The following is a 26630-nucleotide window of genomic DNA, read 5'->3' as shown; positions in this document are numbered from 1 at the left end:
GCGCCCCGCGACAAAATGGCGCAGCCCGCGATGCTGCTGGCCTGCGGGCGAACTACGCTTGCCTGTAGGAATGGCCCCCACAGCAATTCCTGACCCTGTAGTCAGGCATTTACAAAAGCTACAGAAGGCCCATTTTCCGCAGCCTTATGGCAACTATTAAAAAGTCTGATTAACAGTGCCACAGCCATTAACGGCAGGATGTTACGGACTGCAAGCCCGTACTGGCGCTGCCTTGATGGAAAGTCATTCAGCCGGGGGATGGAACCCGACACCGGAATTTCCGGTAAAAGACCCGCTTCGCCAGCGACGACGAGGCCTGGAACGGAAGCTGGGAATACGAAGTCGGATCATGACTTGTAGTTATTAGAAAGTTTTACTCCAGAACTGCTTGAAGCAGTTGCGGTTCCGATTGCAGAATGCCGCGCCACCCAGGTTTCGGCTGTTGCGATACCAGGCTGTTGAAAGGCGGATCCGCCTCGCCAGAGCACCATCCGCAGTGCACTGGTTCACCAGATCGATCACGCAGGAGATTTGAAGTGCACATCGGTGTTCCTCTCGAAAGCCAAGCTGGCGAGACGCGGGTTGCCGCGACGCCCGAAACCATCAAGAAGCTGGTGAGCCAGGGCCACCAGGTGACGGTGCAAAGCGGTGCCGGCGTCAACGCCAGCATCCCGGACAGCGCCTATGAGGCCGTCGGCGCCACCATTGGCAACGACGCGGCTGCCTTCGGCGCCGACCTGGTGCTGAAGGTGGTTGCCCCGACCGAGGGCGAGCTGGCGCACATGCGCGCCGGTGCCGTACTGGTCGGCATGCTCAACCCCTTCAGCAACGAGACCATCGCGCGCATGAACGCCCGCGGCATCACCGCCTTCGCCCTCGAAGCGGCGCCGCGCACCTCCCGCGCCCAGAGCCTCGACGTGCTGTCGTCCCAGGCCAACATCGCCGGCTACAAGGCGGTGATGCTGGCGGCCAACCACTACCCGCGCTTCATGCCCATGCTGATGACCGCCGCCGGCACCGTGAAAGCCGCCCGCGTGCTGGTTCTCGGCGCCGGCGTCGCCGGCCTGCAGGCCATCGCCACGGCCAAGCGCCTGGGCGCGGTGATCGAGGCCTCCGACGTGCGCCCGGCGGTGAAGGAGCAGATCGAGTCCCTCGGCGCCAAGTTCGTCGACGTGCCCTTCGAAACCGATGAAGAGCGCGAATGCGCCCAGGGTGTCGGCGGCTATGCCCGTCCGATGCCGCAATCCTGGATGGAACGCCAGGCCAAGGCCGTGCACGAGCGCGCCAAGCAATCCGACATCGTCATCACCACCGCGCTGATTCCGGGCCGCAAGGCGCCGACGCTGCTGCACGAGGCCACTGTCGCCGAAATGAAGCCGGGCTCCGTGGTCATCGACCTGGCCGCAGCCCAGGGTGGCAACTGCCCGCTGACCGAAGCCGACCAGGTGGTGATCAAGCACGGCGTGACCATCGTCGGCCACAGCAACCTGGCGGCCATGGTGCCGGCAGACGCCTCGGCCCTCTATGCACGCAACCTGCTGGACTTCCTCAAGCTGGTCATCGACAAGGACGGCCAGCTCACCATCAACCTCGAAGACGACATCGTCGCCGCGTGCCTGATGTGCCGCGACGGCAACGTTGTGCGCAGCAACGGCGCTCCCGCCGCGTCCACTGCTCCGCGCAAAGAGAACGCATAAGGATAGAGACCATGGACCTGATTTCCGACGGCATCTACAACCTGATCATCTTCGTGCTGGCCATCTACGTCGGCTACCACGTGGTGTGGAACGTCACCCCGGCCCTGCACACCCCGCTGATGGCCGTGACCAACGCCATCTCGGCCATCGTGATCGTCGGCGCCATGCTGGCCGCCGCCCTCACCGTCACCCCGCTGGGCAAGGCGATGGGCACCCTGGCCGTGGCCCTGGCCGCAGTAAACGTCTTCGGTGGCTTCCTGGTCACCCGTCGCATGCTGGAAATGTTCAAGAAGAAAGCGCCGAAAGCGGCCGCGGAGAAACACTGACCATGAGCATGAACCTGATCACTGTTCTCTACCTCGTCGCCTCGGTGTGCTTCATCCAGGCGCTCAAGGGCCTGTCGCACCCGACTTCGTCCCGTCGCGGCAACCTGTTCGGCATGGTCGGCATGGCCATCGCCGTCGTCACCACCGTCGGCCTCATCTATAAGCTGGGCGCGGACATTGCCACCCAGGGCATCGGCTACGTGATCGTCGGCCTGCTGGTCGGCGGCACCGCCGGCTCGATCATGGCCAAGCGCGTGGAAATGACCAAGATGCCGGAGCTGGTGGCCTTCATGCACAGCATGATCGGCCTGGCCGCGGTGTTCATCGCCATCGCCGCCGTGGTCGAGCCCCAGTCTCTGGGCATAGTCGCCGCCCTGGGCGACGCCATCCCGGCCGGCAACCGCCTGGAACTGTTCCTCGGTGCAGCCATCGGTGCCGTCACCTTCTCCGGCTCGGTGATCGCCTTCGGCAAGCTGTCCGGCAAGTACAAGTTCCGCCTGTTCCAGGGTGCCCCGGTGCAGTTCGCCGGCCAGCACAAGCTGAACCTGCTGGTGGGCCTGGCCATCATCGGCCTGGGCCTGTACTTCACCTTCACCGGCAACATCGGCGCCTTCGCCCTGCTGGTGGCCCTGGCCTTCGTCATCGGCGTGCTGATCATCATCCCGATCGGTGGTGCCGACATGCCGGTCGTGGTGTCCATGCTGAACAGCTACTCGGGCTGGGCGGCGGCCGGTATCGGCTTCTCGCTGAACAACTCGATGCTGATCGTCGCCGGCTCCCTGGTGGGCTCCTCCGGTGCGATCCTGTCGTACATCATGTGCAAGGCGATGAACCGCTCCTTCTTCAACGTCATCCTCGGTGGCTTCGGCGCCGAAGCCGACGCAGGTGCCGCAGCGGGTAGCAAGGAACAGCGTCCGGTGAAGTCCGGCTCCAGCGACGACGCCGCCTTCCTGCTGACCAACGCCGACAGCGTGATCATCGTCCCCGGCTACGGCCTGGCGGTGGCCCGTGCCCAGCACGCGCTGATGGAGCTGTCCGAGAAGCTGAGCCATCGCGGTGTCAACGTGAAGTACGCGATCCACCCGGTAGCCGGCCGTATGCCGGGCCACATGAACGTCCTGCTGGCCGAGGCCGAAGTGCCCTACGAGCAGGTGTTCGAGATGGAAGACATCAACTCCGAGTTCGGCCAGGCCGACGTGGTGCTGGTCCTGGGCGCCAACGACGTGGTCAACCCGGCGGCGAAGAACGACCCCAAGTCGCCCATCGCCGGCATGCCGATCCTGGAAGCCTTCAAGGCCAAGACAATCATCGTCAACAAGCGCTCCATGGCCAGTGGCTACGCCGGCCTGGACAACGAACTGTTCTACATGGACAAGACCATGATGGTGTTCGGCGACGCCAAGAAGGTGATCGAGGACATGGTCAAGGCTGTCGACTAAGCCCTGTACCGCGATCCCAGAAACCCCGGCCTGGCGCCGTAATGCTGTTCACTTAAGCGCGCATGACTCGCTCCCCTCTCCCATTTATGGGAGAGGGGCTGGGGGAGAGGGTTGATATCCCTGCGAAACAGTCGTTTCCCCCCTCTCCCTAACCCTCTCCCCAAAGGGGCGAGGGGACTGATCGAGTCCCGTTACTTCTTATGTGAACAGCATTACGGCCTGGCGCCGGGGTTTTTGTTTTGGACTGGCACTCCTCAGGGCGAAGCATTGTGGGAGCGAATTCATTCGCGAAGCAGGCCGAAGGCCTGCCCCAAAAGCCGTGAGTCACTTCGCGCCTCAATCGCGAATGAATTCGCTCCTACAGTTGGTTTCTGCCATGGAACCGACAGAAGGCCCTGAATAGAGCCATTTCTTCGACCTTGGTATAGAAGCCGTCCCCACCCTCACCCCCTAGACTGCGCGCCTCCTACCGTTGTCCGAGGTTTTCCCCATGTACTCCGATCGCGTGCGCCTGCCCTCCCTGCTGAGCAAGGTGATGAGTGCGGCCGAGGCCGCTGCCCTGATCCAGGACGGCATGACCGTCGGCATGAGTGGTTTTACCCGCGCCGGCGAAGCCAAGGCCGTGCCCCAGGCGCTGGCCACCCGCGCCAAGGAACAACCACTGCAGATCAGCCTGATGACCGGCGCCAGCCTGGGCAACGACCTCGACAAGCAACTCACCGAAGCCGGCGTGCTGGCCCGGCGCATGCCCTTCCAGGTGGACAGCACCCTGCGCAAGGCGATCAACGACGGTTCGGTGATGTTCATCGACCAGCACCTGTCCGAGACCGTCGAACTGCTGCGCAACCACCAGCTCAAGTTGCCGGATATCGCCGTGATCGAGGCCGTGGCCATCACCGAGCAGGGCCACATCGTACCCACCACCTCGGTGGGCAACTCCGCCAGCTTCGCGATCTTCGCCCGGCAGGTGATCGTCGAGATCAACCTTGCGCACAACCCCAACCTGGAAGGCCTGCACGACATCTATATCCCCACCTACAGGCCCACCCGCACGCCGATTCCGCTGACCCGCGTGGACGATCGCATCGGCAGCACGGCGATCCCGATCCCACCGGAGAAGATCGCCGCCATCGTCATCACCGAGCAGCCGGACTCCCTGTCCACCGTGCTGCCGCCGGACCAGGAAACCCAGGCCATCGCCGATCACCTGATCGCCTTCTTCAAGCGCGAAGTGGATGCCGGGCGCATGAGCAACAGCCTGGCGCCACTGCAGGCCGGCATCGGCAGCATCGCCAATGCCGTGATGTGCGGCCTGATCGAGTCGCCCTTCCAGAACCTCAGCATGTATTCCGAAGTGCTGCAGGACTCCACCTTCGACCTGATCGACGCCGGCAAGCTCAGCTTTGCCTCGGGCAGCTCCATCACCCTCTCGGCGCGCCGCAACGCCGACGTGTTCGGCAACCTCGAACGCTACAAGGACAAGCTGGTACTGCGTCCGCAGGAAATCTCCAACCACCCGGAAGTGGTGCGGCGCCTGGGCATCATCGGCATCAACACCGCCCTGGAGTTCGACCTCTACGGCAACGTCAACTCCACCCACGTGGGTGGCACGAAAATGATGAATGGCATCGGCGGCTCCGGCGACTTCGCCCGAAACGCCCACCTGGCCATCTTCGTCACCAAGTCCATTGCCAAGGGCGGCGCCATTTCCAGTGTGGTGCCGATGGTCAGCCACGTGGACCATACCGAGCACGACGTCGACATCCTGGTCACCGAACAGGGCCTGGCCGACCTGCGCGGCCTGGCGCCCCGCGAGCGTGCTCGCGTGATTATCGACAACTGTGTGCACCCGGATTACCGCCAGGCGCTGCAGGATTACTTCAGTGCAGCCTGCGCCAAGGGCGGCCACACCCCGCATCTGCTGCGCGAAGCGATGTCCTGGCACATCAATCTGGAAGAAACCGGTCAAATGCTGGCCAGCTGACCGCTTCTGAGCGAAACAGTTATAGGCTTGTAAGTATTGATTCTGAAAACAGGGTCAAAAAACAGTTTCTGAAAATCGGCAACTGTACCGTTCAAAAGCCCTGCTGTTTCGCTCATTCACAGGAAAAAACATTGCCATATGCTGAATCACGAGTGATTCAATGGCACACCCATACAGCTGAGCATTATTTCGACAAAACAGTTGATAAGCATGCTAAGCAACACCAGAGCAATTTAGAGCAACTGTGACTACAGCGGCAGCTGTTCCGGGTCCATCATAGGCACCAGTTGATAACCAAGCCCCGTCACAAGCGGGAAGGACCTGCCGCCATGGAACGTACCCTCAGTTCCGACCTGATTTTCGATAGCGCCGAACAATCCCCGAAATCCTCGTGGGCCCTGCGCGCCGTTTCCACCCTGCTGCTGTGGCAGCGTCGCGTCGCCAGCCGCCATCAACTGGCCATGCTCGACGCCCGCCTGCTGGCCGACGCCGGCATCAGCGAAGCCCAGCGCGAAGCCGAACTGAACAAGCCCTTCTGGCGCTAAGCAGTTCGCCGGGCGCACAGCCCGTCAGCAACACAGCAGACCGAACCCGTCGCCGCCCGCGACGGGTTTTGTCGTTTCCGGTTCCGTAAAACACCCCTACAGCCCCGCACTGCGGTGCCGCGCGGCAATACTCGGACGCTGCCCGCTTCCTACCCTGCCGGCACAGCTGGCTCACATCCGACCAATACAGTTTCAGCAAAAACACATCTGCTACAGCACAATTCAATCTGTCTGTGACTGCACAGTCTTGCTTGTGAACGCGATCATGACCCTCCATAAGCCAATCCCCGCACCGCAGCGGGAAGGACAAGCGTCATGGACCGCACCCTCACTGCCTCTGCCACCTCCGCCCAACTGCGCAGCAGCCACTCCGCAGCCCCCTGGTACCTGCGCCTGGCCGCCACCCTCGGCCAATGGCGGCGCAACGCCCGCACCCGGCGCCAACTGGCACAGCTGGACGCACGCGCGCTGGCGGACGTGGGGATCAGCCCGAGCGAGCGCTACCAGGAGCTGGAGCGCCCCTTCTGGCGTTGAGCGGGTGCTCGTCCTCCACGCGGAAGAGGCACCAGCCGGAATGCGGCCAAGCGCGTAACAGCGCTTGGCCAGCACTGGCCCGAAAGCCCTGTCTTGACTAGGCTTTCCACCCAGTCGGCAGCATTTCTCGCATTGCCGCTCCGGTCAGCAAAAGGAGCCACCCATGACCTCTTTCCGCCTGCTCAGCGCCGCCGCCCTTCTGGTGCTCGCCACCAGCGCCTCGGCCACCAGCTTCGTGGTCACCACTGACGCCGTCGTCGGCGCGATCGGCGCCACGTCGGATGCCACGTCGGACGTCACCTCGTCCTTCAGCGACGACAAGATCGTCCTCGCCGCCCGTGACGACGCCGCCAGCTTCGTCGCCAGCGCCGGCGACATCCGGGGTGCCCAGTTGGAAGCCGCGTTCAAACACATCCGCAGTGTCCAGCCGCAACTGGCTGCCAGCGACCTGCAATTGGCCCAGGCCATCCTGACCCTCTGACCCTGCCTTCCGGGCCGCGCCCTCGCGCGGCCCAACGGTGGCTCGCCCAGTGCCGCCTGGCCCTTGACCGGCCATTCCGCTAACCTTCGCGCCCGATGCCCAGAAGCAGAGAACTGCCGAAGGGTAATTCCGTCCAATCCCTTAGAAATTTCCTACGGAGAGCCTCCATGCGCCGCCCGCTGTCTGTCGCCGCAGCCCTCGCCCTTACCCTGATTGCCGCTGCCGCCCAGGCACAAACCCTGGTGGCGACCAGCAACATCATCGTCCGCGCGCTGGACCGCTCCCTGGACTTCACGTCCGATACCACCACCTCCATCCGCGACATGAAGGTGGTGATGGCCGCCCGCGACGACGCGGCCAGCTTCGTCGCCAGCGCTGGCGACATCCGCGGCGCCCAGTTGGAGGCGGCCTTCGGCGCTCTGCGCGAGCGCTTCCCGCAAGCCCGCGAGGCCAGCGACCTGGCCCTGGCGGAAAGCATCCTCGCCCTCTGACCGGCCGCGAGGGCAGCCCCCTGAACGCCTGGCTTCGACTGTTCTGCCTGGGTGGTCTGCTGTTGGCCAGCAGCGTCCAGGCCGAATTGCGCCTGGTGCTGGATGGCGAGGACCTGACCCCGGCCCAACGCCAGGCCAGCCAGCAGTTGCTGGATGAAGCCCTGGCTGCCCTGCCGCCGGCTTTCGTCCAGCGCCTGGACCGGCAGGTGGAAGTCGGCTGGAGCGTTGACCTGCCGGAGAACGGCTACGGCCGCGCCACCCGCTTCGACGCCCTGGTGCTCAACCGCAACCTGCTGCCCAGCCTCACCGATGGCAGCGCGGCGCAGCAGAAGACCAACCGCGTCCATGGCACGGTGCGCCGCGAGCTGCTCGCCACCGTGCTCCACGAGCTGGCCCACCTCTACGACCGCGCCCGCCTCTGGTCCGCCAGCGACCGGGTGCGGCAGTTCCGCTGCCGCAACCGGGCGTCCAGCAGTGGCCTGGTCGGCCTGCCCGGGGACTGCCGCGGGCAGACCGAGCGCCGCTTCACCCTGAGCGACGACCCGCGCCTGCTCGACCTCGCCGGCTGGCCGCAGTACGTCGGCAAGCGCGGCATGCGCGAGCAGGACAACCACCAGGTGGCGCGCAGCCCGGACATTTACGAGCTGACCAATCCCCGCGAGTTCGTCGCGGTGAACATGGAGTACTTCCTCCTCGACCCGGCCTACGCCTGCCGACGCCCGGCGCTGCATCGTTATTACCGCGAACACTTCGGCTGGGCACCCGCCCGGCAGGCCGCGTGCAACGACGGCTACGCCTACCTCAACGCCGGCCGCGACTTCGGCAAGCAACCGCTGGGCAAGCTCGACCCCGAGCGCGTCTATGAAGTGGACTACCTGTTCGCCGAAGCCAACCAGAACTGGGTCAGCCGCTGGGGCCACAGCATGTTGCGCCTGGTGATCTGCGCCCCGGGCCGCCCACGCGGGCCGGACTGCCGCCTCGACCTCGACCAGCACCTGGTGCTCTCCTACCGCGCCTTCGTCGGCGACGTGCAACTGTCCAGTTGGGACGGCCTCACCGGCGCCTATCCGTCACGCCTGTTCGTGCTGCCCCTGCACCAGGTGATCGAGGAATACACCAAGGTGGAACTGCGCAGCCTGGCTTCGGTGCCGCTCACGCTCAGCCGCGAGGAGGTGGAGCACCTGGTGGAGCATGCCGCCGAGATGCACTGGAGCTACGACGGCGACTACTGGTTCCTGTCCAACAACTGCGCGGTGGAAACCCTCAAGCTGCTGCGCAGCGGCACCGACCACCCGGCCCTGCGCGACCTCGACAGCATCATGCCCAACGGCCTGCTCAAAGTGCTGGAAGGTCGTGGCGTGGCCGACCGCACGCCCCTGGACGACCCCAAGGAGGCCCTGCGTCTGGGCTATCGCTTCGATTCCTTCCGCGACCGCTACCAAGCCATGTTCGGAATACTCCGCGAACGCCTGCGGGTGCCCCAGGAACAGGTCGAGGACTGGCTGGCGCTCAGTGCCGAACAACGCCGGCCCTGGATCGCCAAGGCTGACCTGCGCGCCAGCGCCGCCCTGCTCCTGCTGGAGCAGGCCGCCCAGCGCCGGCAATTGCTGCTGGCCCAGGATGAACTCAAGCGCAATTACCTCAGTTCCCGCGAGCAGGCCGGGCAAACGCCCTTCGCCAAGGCCGGCGGCACCCTGGAACAGCTGCTCGCCAACAGCGGCTTCCTCAGCCGTCCGGCGGAGATGCTGCAAGGCGGCTATGGCCTGCCGCAGAGCGCCGAATGGCAGCGCCTGGAAGCCGAGAGCCGCAGTCGCCAGCAGACCATGCGCAAACTCAGCGACGACCTCGACCGCGAGGTGCGCAGCCTGCTGGCGCCTCAACGCATGGCCGAGTTGAACGCCACCGAGGCCAACCTCAAAGCCATCGGTGCGCACCTGCGCCAGCTGCACAAGGACGCGGGCGGTCTGGTGCTGCCCTGAGCGTCGATCATGGGTTTCGCTCCGCTCGCGGAACGCCGCCCGACCCATCCTACGAATACCTCGTATCGATCCACCCATCGCGGGTTATCCGGACGCCGCTGGTGGAGGTGAAAAGCGACATCCACCCTACGCACGTCCGTGAATCCAAGGCTGGAGCCGTCGTCGGGTGGATCACGCTTCATCGATCCACCATTCGCGGGTCATCCGGACGCCGCGGGTGGAGGTGAAAAGCGACATCCACCCTACGCACGTCCATGAATCCAAGGCTGGTGCCGTCGTCGGGTGGATCACGCCTCATCGATCCACCATTCGCGGGTCATCCGGACGCCGCGGGTGGAGGTGAAAAGCGACATCCACCCGACGCACGTCCGTGAATCCGAGGCTGGTGCCGTCGTAGGGTGGATCACGCTTCATCGATCCACCATTCGCGGGTCATCCGAACGCCGCGGGTGGATGTGAAAAGCGACATCCACCCTACGCACGTCCGTGAATCCGAGGCTGGTGCCGTCGTAGGGTGGATCACGCCTCATCGATCCACCATTCGCGGGTCATCCGGACGCCGTGGCGTGGATGTGAAAAGCGACATCCACCCTACGCACGTCCATGAATCCAAGGCTGGTGCCGTCGTAGGGTGGATCACGCCTCATCGATCCACCATTCGCGGGTCATCCGAACGCCGCGGGTGGATGTGAAGAGCGACATCCACCCTACGCACGTCCATGAATCCAAGGCTGGTGCCGTCGTAGGGTGGATCACGCCTCATCGATCCACCATTCGCGGGTCATCCGAACGCCGCGGGTGGATGTGAAAAGCGACATCCACCCTACGCACGTCCATGAATCCGAGGCTGGTGCCGTCGTAGGGTGGATCACGCTTCATCGATCCACCATTCGCGGTTCATCCGGACGCCGCGATTCACAGCTGCTCCTCGTCCTCCTCCGGCAATTGCGGGTCCAGGCTGAGCCAGGGCAGGCGGTTCTTCACCTAGATATGCCGGTCCGCCGGGGCCTGCTCCGGCCGATCCAGGGTGGCGATGGTCAGGTCCAGGGTGTCCGGGCTGAGGCGGGTGAACAGCGCCAGCTGGCTGCCGCAGCGGTTGCAGAAGTAGCGGATGCAGCTCGCGGACGAGGCGTATTCGGCGGGCGTTCCCTGGGTCCAGCGGAAACCCTGCCGGGGCACGGTGGCCCAGGTGGTGACGATGCCACCGGTGGTGCGCCGGCAGATCGAACAGTGGCAGTGGGCGACGTTGTCCAGCGCGGCGTCCACGGCGTAGCGCAACTGCCCACAATGGCAGCCGCCGGTATGCAGTTCGGCCATGGCGAATCTCCGGGTCCGGGCTGTCTTTTACCCTAGCAGGCGGTTGCGCAACATCGCCCGGATGCAGAAGATGCTCGTCACCTGCCTGACCGGGATGTCGCCGTGCTCACCCTTCTCGAAGCCCTCTGGCCGCTCTTCGCCCTGATCGTCGGCGGCTACCTCCTGCGCCGCTGGGACTTCCCCGGCGAAACCTTCTGGCCTGCCGCCGAGCGCCTGAACTATTTCATCCTGTTCCCCGCCCTGCTGTTCAGCAGCCTGGCCAGCGCGCCGCTGGACAACCCCGCGCTGCCACGCTTGGCCGTGGCGGTATTCCTCGGCCTCGGCATCGGCTGGGCCGCCCTGCTTCTGGCGCGGCGCCTGCTGGGCTGGGGGGCGTCGCGGTTCGGCGCCATCACCCAAGGCATCCTGCGCTTCAACACCTACCTGGGACTGGCCGCCATCGGCAGCCTGCATGGCAAGGACGGCCTGGCCATCGCCGCGCTGATGCTGGCGCTGATGGTGCCGACCGTGAACCTGATGTCGGTCTGGGCCCTGACCGCCGAACGCGGCGTCACCCTGCGCGGCCTGCTGCTGCCGGTGGTGAAGAACCCGTTGATCCTCGCCTGCCTGGCCGGCGCCCTGTTCAACCTGGCCGGCTTCGGCCTGGTGGGCGGCAGCGACCGCCTGCTCAACCTGCTGGCGGTGGCCAGCCTGCCCCTGGGCCTGCTCTGCGTTGGCGCCGCCCTGCGCCCGCAGGAGCTGGCCGGGGAAGTGCCGGCACTGGCCTGGAACTGCGTCCTGCGGCTACTGGCGATGCCCGCCCTCGCCTTCCTGGTGGCCCGCGCGCTCGGCCTGCCGCCCATGGAAAGCAGCATCCTGGTGCTGTTCTTCGCCCTGCCCACCGCGCCCACCGCGTACGTGCTGACCCGTCAGCTGGGCGGCGACAGCCACCTGATGGCCGGCCTCATCACCCTGCAGACGCTGCTCGCCGCCGGCAGCCTGCTGCTGGTGATGCAGCTTCTCGCCACCTGAGCCGAAGGTGGCCTGAGCGCCGTTCGTCGAAGAATCCCCATACAATCGGCAGCGATCACCGCCGAAAGCTGGATGAAAGGTTGCGGGCTTAGCATCCACGCCACTCCCGGCGCAGACCGGTACCCCGACAACAACAAGATTGGTGATCGCCATGCTTCGTTCCTGCCGCCGCTCCGGCGCCCTTCCGTCTTCCCTCCGCACGTCTCCAGCCGCGCGCTGATCCCTCCCGCCCCGCCCGAATCACGCCCGGAGAACCGCCATGCTGACTCTGCTCGGCTTTGCCATGGTCATCTGCTTCATGTACCTGATCATGACCAAGCGCCTGTCCGCCCTGATCGCCCTGATCATCGTCCCCATCGCCTTCGCCCTGATCGGCGGCTTCGCCGCGGGCATCGGCCCGATGATGCTGGAAGGCATCGGCAAGCTCGCCCCCACCGGCGTGATGCTGATGTTCGCCATCCTCTACTTCGCCCTGATGATCGATTCCGGCCTGTTCGACCCGGCCGTGCGCAAGATCCTCAAACTGGTGAAAGGCGACCCGTTGAAGGTCTCCATGGGCACCGCCGCCCTGGCCCTGATCGTCTCCCTCGATGGCGACGGCGCCACCACCTACATGATCTGCGTCGCCGCCCTGCTGCCGCTGTACAGCCGTCTGGGCATGAGCCCGCTGATCATGGCCGGCCTGATCATCCTCGCCGGCGGCATCATGAACATGACCCCCTGGGGCGGCCCCACCGCCCGCGCCGCCAGCGCCCTGCACGTAGACCCGTCGGACATCTTCGTGCCGATGATTCCGGCCATGGCCGCTGGCGCGCTGGCCCTGTTCGGCCTGGCCTGGGCCTACGGCAAACGCGAGCGCGCGCGCCTCGGCGTGCTGCACCTGCCGGACGACCAGCTCAACCATGACGAGATCAGCGTGTCGCAGTTCCCGGAAGCCCGCCGGCCGAAACTGCTGTGGGTGAACGCGGCCCTGACCGCCGCCCTGATGGCGACCCTGATCGCCGGCCTGCTGCCGCTGCCGGTGCTGTTCATGATCGCCTTCAGCATCGCCATGATCGTCAACTACCCCTGCCTGCAACAGCAGAAAGAGCGGGTCGCCGCCCACGCCGGCAACGTCCTGGCGGTGGTCGGGCTGATCTTCGCCGCCGGCATCTTCACCGGCATCCTGTCCGGCACCGGCATGGTGGACGCCATGTCGAAAAGCCTGCTGGCGGTCATCCCGCCGTCCATGGGCCCCTACATGGCGGTGATCACCGCGATCGTGAGCATGCCGTTCACCTTCTTCATGTCCAACGACGCTTTTTATTACGGCGTATTACCGGTTCTGGCCGAGGCCGCCAGCCACTACGGCATCAGCCCGGTGGAGATGGCGCGGGCCTCTATCGTAGGCCAGCCGGTGCATCTGCTGAGCCCGTTGGTGCCCTCCACCTACCTGCTGGTGGGCCTGGCCAAGGTGGAATTCGGCGATCACCAGCGGTTCACGTTGAAGTGGGCGGTGATGGTTTGCCTGTGTATCCTCCTCGCCGCCCTGCTACTGGGTGTGTTCCCGCTCTTCGGGTCCCACTGACAGCCGCTGAATGACACGCTGAACAAGCCGGAAACTGCGTAAGCTCTTTCCGGCTTGTTCATGTTCCATCCCTAGACCAAGAAACTTGCGAGGATCAACGCATCATGGAATGGCTGACCAGCCCGGAAATCTGGGTCGCCTTCTTCACCCTGACCGCCCTGGAAATCGTCCTCGGCATCGACAACATCATCATGATCGCCATCCTCGTGGGGCGCATGCCGCCGCATATGCAGGCACGCACCCGCTTCTTCGGCCTGGCGCTGGCGATGGTCACCCGGATCGCCCTGCTGCTGTCCATCACCTGGATCATGCGACTCACCAACGACCTGTTCCATCTGTTCGGCCAGGGCATCTCCGGTCGCGACCTGATCCTCTTCTTCGGTGGCCTGTTCCTGCTGTGGAAGAGCACCACCGAGATGTACCACAGCCTGGAAGGCGAAGATGAAACAGAAGCGACCCCCGCCTCAGGCGCGGCGCGCAACTTCATCGGCACCATCGTCCAGATCGCCATCATCGACATCGTGTTCTCCCTGGACTCGGTGATCACCGCCGTCGGCATGGTCTCCCACGTGCCGGTGATGGTCGCCGCGATCATCGTCGCCGTGCTGGTGATGATGCTGGCCGCCGGCACCATCAGCGACTTCATCGACAAGCACCCGAGCTTGAAGATGCTGGCCCTCTCCTTCCTGGTCGTGGTCGGTACCGTGCTGATCGCCGAATCCTTCGAAGTCCACGTGCCAAAGGGCTACGTCTACTTCGCCATGGCCTTCTCCCTGGCCGTGGAGGCGCTGAACATCCGCGCCCGCATCGCCCGTGGCCGCAAGGAAGACCCGGTGAAATTGCGCAAGGACATTCCTGGGCAGTAAGCCGAAGCAATGAAAAACGGGGCCGAATGGCCCCGTTTTTCATTGCGCACGGCTTACCTGTAGGAGCGAATTCATTCGCGAAGCAGGCCGAAGGCCTGCCTTTAGCCCTCCTCAGAGTGCAGCTGCGCTGCCCATCGCGAATGAATTCGCTCCCACAAGGGATCGCGCGCTTCCCCTCAATACCCCTTCAACTCCTCCGGTTTGAAACCCCGGAAGCTGCCGCTGCCCAGCACCCGCTGGAGCAGGCAGTCCATGGTCTGCGGGTCGTTGTCGAAGCCGCCGTGGCTGCTGCTGCGGCTGTCCGGGCTGCTGCTGGCGGACACCACCAGGGTGCTGCCCGCGGGCTGCCTGGGCGGCAGAAACTTCTGCATGCCCAGCAGCGGCACCCGCCTGCGCTTGTCTTCCAGGGCATTGGACACCAGGTAGAGCAGCGACTTGCGGTAGGCCCCGGCGACGTTGTCCTCCTGCTCCGCCTGGTCCGAGAGCACGAATAGCGTCTGCTGGCGGATGCCCTGGCCCAGCGCCTTGAGGAAGGTGGCTTCGTACAGCGCCAGGGTGCAGGCCGGCGCGAACAGCAGCAGGTTGTGGATAACCGGACCGCCCAGGGTCTGCCAGGCCTGCAGCAACCGTGCATGCCAGATGGCGCCGGCGCTGTGCCCTACCAGGTGCACCTTGGGCGCCTGGGCACCCTGGGCCGCCAGCCAGCCGAGCAGGCGCTGCAGCGCCAGCATGCCGGCCGCACGGCGCTGGAAGGCCCGTTCGGCGTCCAGCTTCATCTCCTGCCAGAGGGCAAATCCCAGGGGCTGCGCCAGGCTTTCCATCTGGTTGTCCCACCAGGAGCTGACCGAGCCGACCCGCTGTCCTACCAGTGGCAGCTTGCTCAGGAGGATGTCGCCCAGCTCGGCGAACAGACCGGTTTCCCAGATGAAATGCAGCTCGTGCACGCCGTTGTCGCGGAACGCCGGCCGCCACTTGAAGGCGCGCATGGCCGAGGCATTCACGCTGTTCAGCCCGCCGTGGGCATACAACAGCAGGTGCCGGGGCTTGCTGTGCTGCAGCTCTTCAATGATGGCCTCGACCTGGGCCAGGTCGGAGGCGTACTGGCCCAGGCCGTCGAACTGGCCGTCATCGATGTGCAGGTAGTGCAGGTAGATGGCTTCCTGCGGCGGGCCGAGCAACGCCAGGCGTGCGGTGCCGCCATCGGAAACATAGCGGGTGGCGGTATCGGTGATCCCGTGATTGACCCTGACCCCCAACTGCGCCACCCAGACATCCCAGACATTGCACTCGAAATCGGCATAGCTCCACAGCGCCACCCCCGCCTGGGTCGACTGGCCGTAGCGATACCCGCCCCAGTCGGTTCCCCAGGAGTTCTGCACCAGGAAGCCGTCGCGGGTGTAGCCGATGATCGCGAAGGCATGGCCACCGCCGACATCCGGCGCATCCGGCTTCCAGTCGATCACGCCACGGCGCGGCGCCCGCCAGCCTTCGTGGGTCCGCGCCGAAGCGAACAGCACGCCCACGTCACGCAGCGCGGCCTGCACGTCGTTGATCCGCGAGAAGACCCGAAAGTAGGCACCCAGGGGGATGTCCTGGGCTTCCTGCTGGATCAGCGGCGTCAGCCCGTCCTTGTGCGTCAGCGGCCAGCTGCCGTCCAGGCAGACGCCGTGCTTGTGCCAGCCCTTCATGGCGCCACGGGCGCTGCTGTAGTCGTAGTTCTCCCCCGGCCACTGATCATAACGACGCGCCATGGCGAACAGCATCGCCGGGCTCACCCGACCCTCCAGGCCTTGCCGGCCGCGCAGGTAATTGACCGCCGCGGCCAGGCCGAAACCGGTGCAGGCGCCTTCCTCGCCCTGGTCGAGGATGTGCAGCAACGGCCAGTCCGGGTAGAGCTCGTCCGGCAGCGGGGACAGCGAGGCCGAATAGGTGAGATCGCGGAAGTCCATGGAATCGCGGCGAACATCCAGCGGCTTGGCAACGGCTTTCTTGCGGGGTTTGGCGGGGGCGGGGCGCTTGGCCATGCTGACCTCCTTGTCCGGGTTGGGGCTGCACAGGCAAGGATTGACCCCATTGCACCGCCAGGCTGGATTGCAGACGAATGGCGCGGCCGCCCACCACGGACAGCCATCCGAATGTTCGCCGGATATTTTGCAAGCCGTTGATTTACATGGCCTTTCAAGACTATCGATTGTGTTGATGATCCCTATCGCGAGTGATCACTTTTTAATCATCAGCCCATCCGTAACATTGGCCCCGTACCCGGTTTCCAGCCCCCACGAGGAGCCCACGATCATGAAAACCCAAGCCTTTGCCGCCCTGTTCATCGCCGCCCTGAGCACCTCCGTCTTCGCCCTTCCTGTCGGCTCTCATACGGTCCTGGGCGAGTCGAAGGAAAGCACCACCCGCCCGGTCATCGAGCCGGTGGCCGTTGAAGGTGGCTTCATGGTTCTGGACCGCGTGGCCGAAGGTGGCTCCGACCGTACCCCTGGCTTCCGCGTCGCCGAAGGCGGTTCCGACCGTACTCCTGGCTTCCGCGTAGCCGAAGGCGGCTCCGACCGTACCCCTGGCTTCCGCGTCGCCGAAGGCGGCTCCGACCGTACCCCTGGCTTCCGCGTCGCCGAAGGCGGCTCCGACCGTACTCCTGGCTTCCGCGTCGCCGAAGGTGGCTCCGACCGCACCAAGGCGTTCGATGTAGCCGAAGGCGGTTCCGACCGCCTGCTGCAGGCCCAGCGCGTCGGCTGATCGAGACACAGGCCACCCAGAAGCCCGGCGATTGCCGGGCTTTTTCATTGATGGGTTTGCCGTGCCGCTCAGTGATCGACGAAGCGCGGCACCTGCTCCCAGGGCATCCACAACTCGCCTTGCCATTCCAGCAACATCAACCGCTGGGACTGCCAGCTGAGCACCACGCGACGGGGCGAAGCGCCGTACAGGGAATGCTGGTCGCGCAGGGTCGGGATCACTTCCCGCGTCAGCCATTCATCCAACTGCCGGCATTCCGGGTGGCCAAAGCGCAGCAGGCCCTTGTAGAGGCCGGCCTCGTTGATGACATGGATCTCTTCCTCATGGCCGCTGGCATAGCGGATGCGCACCCGTCGGGTTTCGTGGGGCCGCACGCGCCGGTGCAGCGCCTGGGGATGGTGCAGCCCCAGCAGCCGGGCGAAGTCGTAGGCAGAGAACCAGGGTTGGTTGTCGATCATCACGCCGCACAGGGGGCGATCGTGGCGGTGGAAGAACATGGGGGTGTAGGCATCATCCATGGGTGCGTCTCCGTTCGCGGGTCAGGTTCGCCACCCCTCGTCGTCAAACGAAGGGTGGCGAATCGCGTGGGGTTGACGAACCGGGCAAACGGAACCGGCAGACCGCGAAGGTCTCCCCACGCGATCCGCCATTAGATGATGCAGCCGGGAAAACTGCATGTGAGCCGGTGCCTGCCAGAAACGTCCGCCGTTTCTCGCAGGCCCCGTAGGCGCCATCGCGCCGCTTGCCTCAGGTCGTCAAACCCGGTCGCGGCGTTGGCCGCGACCGGGGCACGTTAGGGAGGTGGGCAGGTGGGAACAAGGCCGGGAAAAGGGTTTGGGAAATTTCCACGGCAAGCCGAGGCCATGACCCACCCTAGAACAGGTTCAGCTGGTCCTGATCCCGTGCCGGGGGTGTGGCCGGGCGTTGCACCGTCGCGCCCAGGCGCTCGGCCAGCCCGGCCGCACGCTCGGCGCGGGTGGCAACCGCCTCCGTCAGCCGCGCCGGCAGGCCCCAGATTTCCACCTTCTTCTTCGCCCGGGTGATGCCGGTGTAGAACAGCGCACGGCTGAGCAGGGGGCTGGGCTGCTCCGGCAAGGCCAGCAGCACCTCGGTGAATTCCGAACCCTGGCTCTTGTGCACGGTCATGGCGAAGGCGCTGTCGTGGCTGGGCAGACGCGCCGGGGCGAAGGGGCGGTAACCCTCGTCGCCTTCGAAAAACACACGCAGGCCGTGGCGGGTGTTCAGGCACAGGCCGATATCGCCGTTGAACAGACCCAGGGCGTAGTCGTTCTGCCGCACCATCACCGCCCGCCCCGGATACCAGCGCTCGCGGGCGGGAATGCTCAGGCGCCGCTTGATGCGCGCCTCCAGTGCCTCGTTGATGCCGCCCACGCCCCAGGGCCCTTCACGCTGGGCGGTCAGGGCGCGGAAGCCATTGAAGGCGGCGAAGGCCGACGCCGGGTCGGCCGCCCGCACAGCGGCGAAGTAGGGCGCGTAACCCGCTTCCAGCCGTTCCAGCAGGCCGGCCGGGGTCGGCGTGGCATTCCAGGCCAGGTCCGGGTGGCCGCCGCGCAGCAGTTCCAGGGTGCCACGGGCATCGCCGCCATTGATCCGCCGGGCCAGTTCGCCGATGCCGCTGTCACCCGCGAAGCGGTGGCTGTGGGTCAGCAGCACCACGGCGTCGCCCAGGCGCGAGCGGGGTTGTTCCAGCGGCACCGGCTGGCCGGTGATGCGCGTCAGGTCGGCGGCCGCCGTCGCATCCAGGCCACGACCTTCGCAGAGTTCGGCGAACACCGCGCCGGCTTCCACCGCCGCCAACTGGTCCTTGTCGCCGAGGAGGATCAGCCGCGCCTGCGGCGGCAGGGCGTCGAGCAGCTTGGCCATCAGCGCCAGGTCGACCATGGAGGCTTCGTCCACCACCAGCACATCCAGCGGCAGCGGATTGTCGGCATGGTGGCGCACGTGCGGGCTGTCGCCCCGGCTGCCCAGCAGGCGGTGCAGGGTGCGTGCCTCCTCCGGCAGCGCGACCTTGATGGCGTCGCTCACCGGCAGCTCGGCCTTGGCGTTGCGGATGGCTTCGGCCATGCGCGCGGCGGCCTTGCCGGTGGGCGCGGCCAGGCCAATGGCCAGGCGCTGGCCGCCCGGTTGCTCCAGCAGCGCGGCCAGCAGCCGCACGACGGTGGTGGTCTTGCCGGTGCCCGGGCCGCCGGAGATCACCGCCAGGTTGCGCCGCACCGCCTGGGCGGCGGCGATGCGCTGCCAGTCCGGCTGCTGGGTGTTGCGGGCGAACAGGCGGGCGAGGGATTCGCCCAACTGCGCCTCGTCCACCTCCGGCCGGGCGCTGGCCCGTCGCAGCAGGTTGTCGGCCAGGTGCGCCTCATAGGCGTGGTAACGGCTGAGGTAGAGGCGGGCGCCATCCAGGGTCAGGGGCGCGTAGCCGCCGGGTGCGGCCACCAGGGGCGAGGCTTCGAGGGCGGCCAGCCAGGCGGGCAGGGCGGGGGCCTGGATGCCAGCGCCGCTTTCGACGAACAGCGCCTGCCCGGCCATCCGCGCCAGGGGCAGGCAGACGTCGCCATCGCCCAGGGCCTGACAGCAGAGGGCAGCGGCGGCCAGTACCGCGTCCGGCGCCTGCGGGTCGAGGCGCTGCAGGCTCTCGGTGAAATGGCGCTCCAGCGGGCCCAGGGCCCAATCGGCCAGGCTCATCAGCGGCCCTCCTCGAACAGCAGGTCCAGCGCATCCAGCAGGCTGTCGGCGGGACGATGGAAGAACACCCCGGCGTCCGGCATGCCGCGCAGGAAGAGGTACCAGGCGCCGCCCAGTTGTTCGCTGCCGAAGCCGGCCAGGCGCTGGCGCAGGAAGCGCCGCAGCGCCACCAGGTAGATCAGGTATTGCAGGTGGTAATGCTCGGCGGCGATGGCTTGTTCCAGGCGCTCGCCGCCGTAGAAGCCGGCGTCCGGGCCGAGCCAGTTGGACTTGTAGTCAGCGATGTACCAGCGCCCGGCGTGCTCGAAGGTGAGGTCGATGAAGCCCTTCATGAAACCCTTGAGGGTGTCGAACTCCAGCCGCTCGGCGGCCATGCGCATGACCTCCGGCAGACCGTGGGCGGGGTCGGCGAGGATCGTCCGCAGGCGGCCGACGTCCAGCCCGGCCACCGGGAAGGTAAAGCCCAGCTCGGGCAGCCGGCGATTGGCCGCCAGGCTGGAGAGGCGCAGGCCCTGGCCGTCCAGGTCGGTATCCAGGACGCCTTGCAGGTGGGCGCTGGCGATCTCCGTCCAACTGTCCGGCAGGCCGTGGCCCTGCAGGTGCTTCTGCACCAGCGCCGGCAGTTCGCCTTCGCCGCGCATCCAGTCTTCCAGCACCGCGTGCAGGCAGGTACCGGCGCGGGCACCACGGGGAAAGGCGAAGAAGCCGCTGCCCGGCTCGCTGGCGGACGGCACCGCCAGGCTGTCGCGGTCCGGCGCTTCCATATGCAGGCCGGCGGCGAGGCCCGAGAAGCTGCCCACCCGCCAGGCGCTGGCCAGCGTGCGGTCCAGGCTGGCCAGGGCGGCCGGTGGCAAGGCGCGGGACTCGCCCTGGGCGCTGGCCTCCTCGGCTTGCAGCGGTACCAGGGCGATATGGCCGTCGCTGCTGGCGGCAAGGCTTTGCAGTTCCTTGCGCAGCGCGGCGCCGTCGCCGCCCGCCAGATGGCGGGCGAGGGCGCCGAGCACATCGCTGTCCGCCAGCTCGCGGCCGTGCAGCAGCCAGGCCAGGGCGCAGCTGTGCAGGCCGTCTTCCGGCAGTTCGCCGTCCTTCTTCGGCTTGGGCACGGCCACCGGCCCCCAGTGAATCCACAGGCGATCCCGCGCGCGGGTCAGGGCCACATAGGCCAGGCGCAGGCGCTCGGCAAAGCGTTCGCGGCGGGCGCCGGCGCGGTGTTCGTCGAAGTGGTCACCACCCAGGTCGAGCAGCGGCGTGCCGTCCTCGGCGTGGCAGGTGATGTCCTCATCGCGGCGCAGCAGCGCGCCGTCCCAGAGGTAAGGGCAGAACACCAGCGGATACTCCAGGCCCTTGCTGGTGTGCACGGTGACGATCTGCACCCGCTCGGCATCGCTTTCCAGGCGCAGCAGGGCGTCGTCGCCGTGGCTTTCGGCCGCGCGTTGGGCGTTGAACCAGGCCAGCAGCGGTTCCAGGCCGGGACGCTGGAGGCTTTCGCTTTGCAGCAGTTCGGCCAGGTGGAGGAGGTTGGTCAGGCGCCGCTCGCCGTCGGGCAGGGCAATCAGCCGCTCGGCCACGCCCTGTTCGTCGAGCCAGGCGCGGAAGGCTCGCATGAAGCCCTGCTGCTGCCAGAGCTGGTGGTAGCGCTCGGCGTTTTCGCGCTCTTCGTCCCAGGCGTGCTCGTCGTCCTGGCAGCGCGCCAGTTGCTGGGCGTCGCGCCCCAGCAGGCGGGTGGACAGGGCATAGCGCAGCACGCCTTCGCGGCCGGGCTCGGCGTAGGCGGCCAGCACCGCCGCCAGCTCCTCGGCCTCTTCGCTGTGCCACACGCTGTCACGCCCCCGGCGCACGCTGGGCACGCCACGGGCGGCCAGTTCGGCGGCCACGTCGCCGGCCTGGCGGTGGCTGGCCACCAGCACGGCGATATCGCCGCCCTTGAGTGGCGAGCGCTGGCCATCTTCCTCGAAATAAGCCTCGCCCCGGCCGCTCGCGGCCAGCAGGCCGGCGATGCGCCGCGCGGTATCGGTGGCCACGGCGTCACCGGCCTCGCCCTTGCCCAGGGGCTCGTCGCCCAGCCACACCAGCGCCAATGGCGCGCCGGTTTCCGGCAGCACCAGTTGCGCGCGGGCCTTGCTGCTGGCGCCCACGGGCGGGTAGTCCAGGCCCGGTTCGGCGAAGGGCAGGGGGCGGTCGAAGACGCGGTTGAGGGCGGCGATCAGTTCCGGCGTGGAGCGGTGGTTGGTGTCCAGGCTGTACTGCCGCGCGGCTTCCTCGCGCGCCTTGAGGTAGGTGGCCAGGTCCGCGCCGCGGAAGGCGTAGATGGCCTGCTTAGGGTCGCCGACGAAACAGAGGTCGCCCTGCTGCTCGTAAACCCGATGGAAGATGGCGTACTGCACCGGGTCGGTGTCCTGGAACTCGTCGATCAGCGCCACCGGGTAGCGATCCCGCAGGGCCTGGCCCAGGGCCTCGCCGGCCGGGCCGCGCAGGGCGTCGTCGAGGCGGTTGAGCAGGTCGTCGAAGGCCAGCAGGCGCTGGGCCGCCTTGCGCGCGGGCAACTCCTGGTTGAGCGCATCGATCAGCCGCACCTGCAGGGCGATCAGGCGCGCCTCGCCAGCCGGTTTCGCCTCTTCCAGGGCCTCGAACAGCCGCTGCAAGGCGGCACAGACGGCATGCTCGGGCGCGTCGAACCCCTTTTTGGTGGCCTTGGCGAGCGCTTCGCTGCCGAGCTTCTCCAGCCCGGCGGGCGGGGCGAAGAGGGCGGCCGGGTCGGCGAAGTAGGCGTCCAGCTCGGTTTGCCAGAGGGCGAACCTGGCCGCGTCGTAGCTGCGCTTGTTGAGACCATCGAGCTGCGCCAGCGCGGCCACGCACTCGGCGCCCTGGCGCTGCCAGAAGCCCTGGGCATGACTCCAGGCCTCGCCGGCAGCGGAGAGGTCGCCCGTCTCCAGCCCCTGGGGCTCGATGCGCAGGTAGGGCTTGCCCAGGTGCGAGCGCAGGCGCTGGCGCAGCCAGGCGGGGGTGATGCGCTTCTGCGCCAGGAAACGCGCCCAGGCCGGCTCGGCGTCGGCCAGCTCGCGGCGCCAGAGATCGGCGAGCAGCGCATCGAGTACTTCGCGGTCATCGGTGGCCAGTTCGCTGTCGAAGTCGCCGCCGGCCTCGAAGGCGGCGTCCTGCAGGGCGCGCTGACAGAAGCCGTGGATGGTGAAGATGGCCGCCTCGTCGAAGCCGTGTACCGCCAGCAACAGGCGGCGGTGGGCGTCTTCGCCGGGGTACTGCGCATGCAGCCCGGCCAGCACCGGGTCCGGCGCCGGCGCCCCTTCGTACATGGCCAGCAGGGCCGCCAGCCGCGCGCGGATGCGCTCGCGCAGCTCGGCGGTGGCGGCGGTGGTGTAGGTGACGACCAGGATCTGCCCGACATTGAGCTGGCGCTCCAGCAGCAGCCGCGCGTAAAGGGCGGTGAGGGTCCAGGTCTTGCCGGTGCCGGCGCTGGCCTCGATCAGGCTGCGGCCGGTGAAGGGGTCCTTGAGGAGGTCGAGGCTCATGGGCGGCCCTCCGACACGGACTGCCCCCTCTCCCTCCGGGAGAGGGTTGGGGTGAGGGATGCCGGCGCATTCGCGAAGTCCCGGCGGGCGGACCTGCGGCCCGCTTGGCGAATGAATTCGCCCCTACAGATGGATTCGCCCCCAAGAGCGCGCACGGCATCAATCCTCATCATCGTCTCCCGCCAGGGCATCCAGGGCCGGGCCGAGCAGGGTTTCGGCCAGTTGTTCGAAGCGTTCGCCCAGGGGCTCGCGGTCGCGGAAGGCCAGGGCGTACCAGGGGTCGCGGGACTCGCCAATGGGGCCGAAGTCGATGCCCTCCCAGGCCACGCGCGCCTTGTCGCGGGCGGCGACCAGGGGTTCCTTGCGGCCGGGCTTGCGCAGGCCGTGGGCGAAGCCGTAGCTGGCCTTGGTCAGCAGGGGCAGGGGCGTGCACAGAGCTTCACGGTAGGCGTGCAGCCAGGGCTCCAGCAGCTCGCGAGCGTTGGCCAGCGGGCCGGCCTGCCAGTCGCCAGCCGGTGACAGCAGGCGGCTGTCGCGGGCGATGCCCGGCGTCGCCGCCAGGTTGAGCAGCAGGTGGCGCAGCCAGAAGGGCGCCAGCTCCCATTCGCCGAGGCGGTTCAGGCGCCAGCCGAACAGGCCTTCCGGGGTGACGCCGTCGAGCCAGCCGTGGATGCGTACGCCGGCCAGTTCGACATCCACCAGCAGCGGTTGCGGCACCGCGTCGGGGCGGGCCTCGAACAGGCGCGGAGCAAAGGCGCGCACCGGGCCGCGCAGCTGGCCCCAGAGGGCATGCCCCACTTCACCCACCGGCAGCCAGCCGGCGGCGCGGGCGATGCGACGCTCGTCTTCTTCCGTCCAGCCGCGCTCCACCGCATCCAGGGCCAGCTGGCGCAAGCCGCGCCAGGCCGGGCCTTCGAGGCTGAAGGGCTCGTCGCTGGCGAGGGCTTCTTCGGCTTCCGCCAGGCGCAGGCCTAGGCGCTGTTCGAGGAGGAAGCGCGCCGGGTGGCGGAAGCACTGGATCAGTTGCGAGGGCTCCAGGGTCAGCCAGTCGGCATCCGGCTCGGGCAAGGGCAGGGCGAAGGGCGCGGCGGCCGCTTGCGGCGGTTCGGCCAGACGCTGGGCGGCACGGAACCAGGGCGCGGCGAAACCGGCCTGCTGGCCTGTGGCGAAGTTGGCCGAGGCGAAGGGCTGCAGTGGATGAGCCACCAGCACGCGCTCGCTGGCCTTGCGCTCACCGGCGCTGGCGGTGAGGTCGATGGTTTCCAGCAGCTCGCTGACCAGCACCGAGGGCGGCAGGTGGGCGTTATCCCGGGGGTCGCGGCCGACGAAGCTGAGGTAGAGCCCGTCGCGCGCCGATTGCAGGGTTTCCAGCAGCAGGTAGCGGTCGTCCAGGCGCCGGGCGCGGTCGCCACGGCGGGGCTTGCGGGTGATCAGGTCAAAGCCGGCGGCCGGGGTGCGGCGCGGGAAGGCGCCGTCGTCCAGGCCGAGCAGGCAGACCTGGCGGAACGGCAGGCTGCGCATGGGCACCATGGTGCAGAAGGTCACGGCGCCGGTGAGGAAGCCCGAGGCGCCGCTGCCCTGGTCCAGCGCGGCGACCAGGTGCTGACGCACCAGCGCCAGCTCCAGCGGGCGCTGGATGCCGGCGGCCTCGGCCTGCTCGCGCAGGGCGCCGCAGGCCTGGGACAGCAGCAGCAAGGTGTCGCCGGCTTCGCGTTCGTCGAACAGTTGGTCGATCAGGCCTTGCAGAGTCTCCGCCCAGTCCGCCAGCGGGCGCGGGCGGGCCATGTCGTCGGCGAGTGCGCCGAGGCGCTGGACGAAACCGGCGAGGCGGCCAAGCAGTTGCGCGCGGGCGCCCTCCAGGGCGTCCAGGGGCCAGTTGTCGCCCAGCAGGGGCGGGGCGTCGCCGGCCAGTTGCGGCGGGGCGGCAAAGCCCAGCAGCAGGCGGTCGAGGCCCTGGCGCCAGCTGAAGGCGCCTTCCTCCGGCAGCCCCAGCCGCGCGCGGTGGGCGCCATCGCGGCCCCAGCGCACGCCGGCGTCCCGCAGCCAGTCGCGCAGCAGCGGCAGGTCTTCGTTCTCGATACCGGCGCGGGTGGCCAGGGCTGGCTGTTCCAGCCAGGCCAGCAGTTCCTCGGCGGCGAAGCGGCTCTGGGGCAGTTCCAGCAGGGCGAGGAAGGCTTCCACCAGCGGCAGTTCGGCGCGCAGGCTGCGGTCGGCGAGGCTGAAGGGTATGCGCGGCACGCCTTCGCGGGGGGCGAACACGGCTTCGATGTAGGGGGCGTAGCGTTCGATGTCGGGGGTCAGCACCACCACCTGGTCCGGGGTGAGGCTGGGGTCAGCCTTGAAGCGCGCCAGCAACTGGTCGTGCAGCACTTCCACCTCGCGCAGGGGCGAATGGCAGAGGTGAACTTCCAGGGAGCGGTCATCCTCGCCCAGGACCATGCGTTCCTCGGGGCGCCGTGTGCGCAGGCGCAGGATGTCGTTCTGCACGGCGCGCAGCAGGCTGCTGTCGTGCAGGTCTTCGTCCTCGGCGTAGACGCCGATCTCCTGGCCGCCGAGGGTGAAGAGGGCGTCGAAAAAGTCGCGGCCCTGCTTGCCGAGGCTGGCCAGCAGCGGGTGGCCGACATCCAGGTACCAGTCGTCGATGCCGGGCTCCGGCAGCTTCGCCAGCTCGCGGATGTCGCGGATATCGCCCCAGGCTTCCCGGCAGGGGTTGAGGGCGAAAAGGATCACTTCGCAATGCCGCGCCAGGCCTTCCAGTACGCGCATGTGATGGGGCGGCAGGCTGCTGATGCCGAACACCACCAGGCGCTCGGGCAAGCCCTCGACGGGCGTGCCGTCATGCAGGCGGGCCAGCAGGTCGCCCAAGAGCCGGGCGCGGTGGGGGTGGCCGTCGGCGGTGAGTTCGCGCCAGAGCAGGGCCTGCCATTCCTCGTCGGCACCCAGGTCGAGCCGTTCGCCACGTTCCCAGGCATCCAGCCAGTCGTCACGGTAGAGCAGGTACTGGTCGAAGACGTCGGCGATGCGGGTGGCCAGGGTCAGTCGGCGGCGCTCGTCGCCACCGTCCAGGTACTGCGCCAGGCGCGGCGCGCGGGCGAGGTTGTCGGCCTCGCAGAGCCAGTCGTAGAGGCGCCAGCCGAGGGTGACCGGGTTGAACGCGGATTGCGGCGGCAGCTCGCCCAGCCCGAGGCGGGTGACGTCCCAGACGAAACGCGCCGGCAGCTGGATATCCAGGTGCATGGCGATGCCCTGCTTGCGCGCCAGTTGCAGGGTCAGCCAGCGCCCCATGCCCTGGCTCGGCACCACCACACGGGCGGGCGCCAGCGGGTCCTGCTGGGGTTGCGCGAGCAGGGTGCAGGCCAGCTCGCCGAGGCTTTCCAGGTCGTTGGCGTGGTAGAGGTTGAGCATGGCGGGCGTCGTG

Annotated in this window: 18 protein-coding genes and 1 pseudogene; 13 read left to right on the top strand and 6 right to left on the bottom strand. The window is 67.4% G+C overall.

Going from position 1 to position 26630, the window contains the following annotated elements:
* The first annotated feature begins 536 nt into the window (after positions 1-536).
* The 9 genes from PJW05_RS00585 to PJW05_RS00545 all read left to right on the top strand — a co-directional run bounded on the left by PJW05_RS00585 (position 537) and on the right by PJW05_RS00545 (position 9476).
* Positions 537-1697 carry a Re/Si-specific NAD(P)(+) transhydrogenase subunit alpha gene (locus PJW05_RS00585; protein ID WP_271410014.1) on the top strand — a complete coding sequence of 387 codons (1161 nt, stop codon included), beginning with the start codon at positions 537-539 and terminating at the stop codon, positions 1695-1697.
* 11 nt (positions 1698-1708) lie between these two features.
* Positions 1709-2023 carry an NAD(P) transhydrogenase subunit alpha gene (locus PJW05_RS00580; RefSeq protein ID WP_044405771.1) on the top strand — a complete coding sequence of 105 codons (315 nt, stop codon included), beginning with the start codon at positions 1709-1711 and terminating at the stop codon, positions 2021-2023.
* A gap of 2 nt (positions 2024-2025) precedes the next feature.
* Positions 2026-3462 carry an NAD(P)(+) transhydrogenase (Re/Si-specific) subunit beta gene (locus tag PJW05_RS00575; protein ID WP_271410013.1) on the top strand — a complete coding sequence of 479 codons (1437 nt, stop codon included), beginning with the start codon at positions 2026-2028 and terminating at the stop codon, positions 3460-3462.
* 490 nt (positions 3463-3952) lie between these two features.
* The gene (locus PJW05_RS00570) at positions 3953-5446 is read left to right on the top strand and encodes an acetyl-CoA hydrolase/transferase family protein (protein WP_271410012.1); all 1494 of its coding nucleotides are present in this window, start codon (positions 3953-3955) and stop codon (positions 5444-5446) included.
* Between the two features lie 329 nt (positions 5447-5775).
* A complete protein-coding gene (locus PJW05_RS00565; RefSeq protein WP_271410011.1) occupies positions 5776-5991 on the top strand; it encodes a DUF1127 domain-containing protein in 216 nt (71 codons plus the stop codon).
* A 315-nt stretch (positions 5992-6306) separates the two neighbouring features.
* Positions 6307-6525 carry a DUF1127 domain-containing protein gene (locus PJW05_RS00560; protein WP_271410010.1) on the top strand — a complete coding sequence of 73 codons (219 nt, stop codon included), beginning with the start codon at positions 6307-6309 and terminating at the stop codon, positions 6523-6525.
* Positions 6526-6688: 163 nt separating this feature from the next.
* Entirely contained in the window at positions 6689-7006 is a 318-nt protein-coding gene (locus tag PJW05_RS00555) for a DUF2388 domain-containing protein (protein ID WP_271410009.1), read from the top strand.
* Between the two features lie 167 nt (positions 7007-7173).
* Positions 7174-7497 (top strand): DUF2388 domain-containing protein, encoded by a 324-nt coding sequence (locus PJW05_RS00550; protein ID WP_271410008.1) that lies wholly within the window; start codon positions 7174-7176, stop codon positions 7495-7497.
* 20 nt (positions 7498-7517) lie between these two features.
* A complete protein-coding gene (locus tag PJW05_RS00545) occupies positions 7518-9476 on the top strand; it encodes a DUF7844 domain-containing protein (RefSeq protein WP_442969279.1) in 1959 nt (652 codons plus the stop codon).
* 915 nt (positions 9477-10391) lie between these two features.
* Here PJW05_RS00545 and PJW05_RS00540 read toward each other — a convergent pair.
* Positions 10392-10793: pseudogene (locus tag PJW05_RS00540) on the bottom strand (GFA family protein).
* A gap of 81 nt (positions 10794-10874) precedes the next feature.
* Between PJW05_RS00540 and PJW05_RS00535 the strand changes: the two are divergent.
* The 3 genes from PJW05_RS00535 (at position 10875) to PJW05_RS00525 (ending at position 14237) form a co-directional block, all read left to right on the top strand.
* A complete protein-coding gene (locus PJW05_RS00535) occupies positions 10875-11804 on the top strand; it encodes an AEC family transporter (RefSeq protein WP_271412314.1) in 930 nt (309 codons plus the stop codon).
* A 259-nt stretch (positions 11805-12063) separates the two neighbouring features.
* The gene (locus PJW05_RS00530) at positions 12064-13371 is read left to right on the top strand and encodes a CitMHS family transporter (RefSeq protein ID WP_271410007.1); all 1308 of its coding nucleotides are present in this window, start codon (positions 12064-12066) and stop codon (positions 13369-13371) included.
* 104 nt (positions 13372-13475) lie between these two features.
* Positions 13476-14237 (top strand): TerC family protein, encoded by a 762-nt coding sequence (locus PJW05_RS00525; protein ID WP_271410006.1) that lies wholly within the window; start codon positions 13476-13478, stop codon positions 14235-14237.
* A gap of 176 nt (positions 14238-14413) precedes the next feature.
* Here PJW05_RS00525 and PJW05_RS00520 read toward each other — a convergent pair whose 3' ends face one another.
* Positions 14414-16261: a C1 family peptidase gene (locus PJW05_RS00520; protein WP_271410005.1), complete on the bottom strand. Its 1848-nt coding sequence runs from the start codon at positions 16259-16261 to the stop codon at positions 14414-14416.
* A 271-nt stretch (positions 16262-16532) separates the two neighbouring features.
* Between PJW05_RS00520 and PJW05_RS00515 the strand changes: the two genes are divergently transcribed.
* Positions 16533-16982: a phage infection protein gene (locus PJW05_RS00515; RefSeq protein WP_271410004.1), complete on the top strand. Its 450-nt coding sequence runs from the start codon at positions 16533-16535 to the stop codon at positions 16980-16982.
* A 68-nt stretch (positions 16983-17050) separates the two neighbouring features.
* On the opposite strand, the gene PJW05_RS00510 is transcribed toward PJW05_RS00515, so the two are convergent.
* The 4 genes from PJW05_RS00510 to recC form a co-directional block, all read right to left on the bottom strand.
* Positions 17051-17500 (bottom strand): BRO-N domain-containing protein, encoded by a 450-nt coding sequence (locus tag PJW05_RS00510; RefSeq protein WP_271410003.1) that lies wholly within the window; start codon positions 17498-17500, stop codon positions 17051-17053.
* A gap of 355 nt (positions 17501-17855) precedes the next feature.
* Positions 17856-19685 (bottom strand): exodeoxyribonuclease V subunit alpha, encoded by a 1830-nt coding sequence (recD, locus tag PJW05_RS00505; protein ID WP_271410002.1) that lies wholly within the window; start codon positions 19683-19685, stop codon positions 17856-17858.
* Positions 19685-23212, bottom strand: coding sequence for an exodeoxyribonuclease V subunit beta (gene recB / locus PJW05_RS00500; RefSeq protein ID WP_271410001.1), 3528 nt, complete (start codon positions 23210-23212; stop codon positions 19685-19687). Before recB ends, recD begins: the two co-directional genes overlap by 1 nt.
* 159 nt (positions 23213-23371) lie before the next feature.
* On the bottom strand, positions 23372-26617 hold the full coding sequence (gene recC / locus PJW05_RS00495) for an exodeoxyribonuclease V subunit gamma (RefSeq protein WP_271410000.1): 3246 nt from the start codon (positions 26615-26617) through the stop codon (positions 23372-23374).
* Between the last annotated feature and the right edge of the window lie 13 nt (positions 26618-26630).

This window comes from Pseudomonas sp. Q1-7 (assembly GCF_028010285.1).
Taxonomy (GTDB): domain Bacteria; phylum Pseudomonadota; class Gammaproteobacteria; order Pseudomonadales; family Pseudomonadaceae; genus Metapseudomonas.
Note: the sequence above shows the minus strand (reverse complement) of the source record. Positions and strands in the feature narration are given on the sequence as shown.

Excerpts from the sequence above, each read along its gene's own strand:
- PJW05_RS00580 (WP_044405771.1), top strand. The coding sequence starts at position 1,709 with ATGGACCTGATTTCCGACGGCATCTACAACCTGATCATCTTCGTGCTG.
- PJW05_RS00575 (WP_271410013.1), top strand. The coding sequence starts at position 2,026 with ATGAGCATGAACCTGATCACTGTTCTCTACCTCGTCGCCTCGGTGTGC.
- PJW05_RS00570 (WP_271410012.1), top strand. The coding sequence starts at position 3,953 with ATGTACTCCGATCGCGTGCGCCTGCCCTCCCTGCTGAGCAAGGTGATG.
- PJW05_RS00565 (WP_271410011.1), top strand. The coding sequence starts at position 5,776 with ATGGAACGTACCCTCAGTTCCGACCTGATTTTCGATAGCGCCGAACAA.
- PJW05_RS00560 (WP_271410010.1), top strand. The coding sequence starts at position 6,307 with ATGGACCGCACCCTCACTGCCTCTGCCACCTCCGCCCAACTGCGCAGC.
- PJW05_RS00555 (WP_271410009.1), top strand. The coding sequence starts at position 6,689 with ATGACCTCTTTCCGCCTGCTCAGCGCCGCCGCCCTTCTGGTGCTCGCC.
- PJW05_RS00550 (WP_271410008.1), top strand. The coding sequence starts at position 7,174 with ATGCGCCGCCCGCTGTCTGTCGCCGCAGCCCTCGCCCTTACCCTGATT.
- PJW05_RS00530 (WP_271410007.1), top strand. The coding sequence starts at position 12,064 with ATGCTGACTCTGCTCGGCTTTGCCATGGTCATCTGCTTCATGTACCTG.
- PJW05_RS00525 (WP_271410006.1), top strand. The coding sequence starts at position 13,476 with ATGGAATGGCTGACCAGCCCGGAAATCTGGGTCGCCTTCTTCACCCTG.
- PJW05_RS00520 (WP_271410005.1), bottom strand. The coding sequence starts at position 16,261 with ATGGCCAAGCGCCCCGCCCCCGCCAAACCCCGCAAGAAAGCCGTTGCC.
- PJW05_RS00515 (WP_271410004.1), top strand. The coding sequence starts at position 16,533 with ATGAAAACCCAAGCCTTTGCCGCCCTGTTCATCGCCGCCCTGAGCACC.
- PJW05_RS00510 (WP_271410003.1), bottom strand. The coding sequence starts at position 17,500 with ATGGATGATGCCTACACCCCCATGTTCTTCCACCGCCACGATCGCCCC.
- recD (WP_271410002.1), bottom strand. The coding sequence starts at position 19,685 with ATGAGCCTGGCCGATTGGGCCCTGGGCCCGCTGGAGCGCCATTTCACC.
- recB (WP_271410001.1), bottom strand. The coding sequence starts at position 23,212 with ATGAGCCTCGACCTCCTCAAGGACCCCTTCACCGGCCGCAGCCTGATC.
- recC (WP_271410000.1), bottom strand. The coding sequence starts at position 26,617 with ATGCTCAACCTCTACCACGCCAACGACCTGGAAAGCCTCGGCGAGCTG.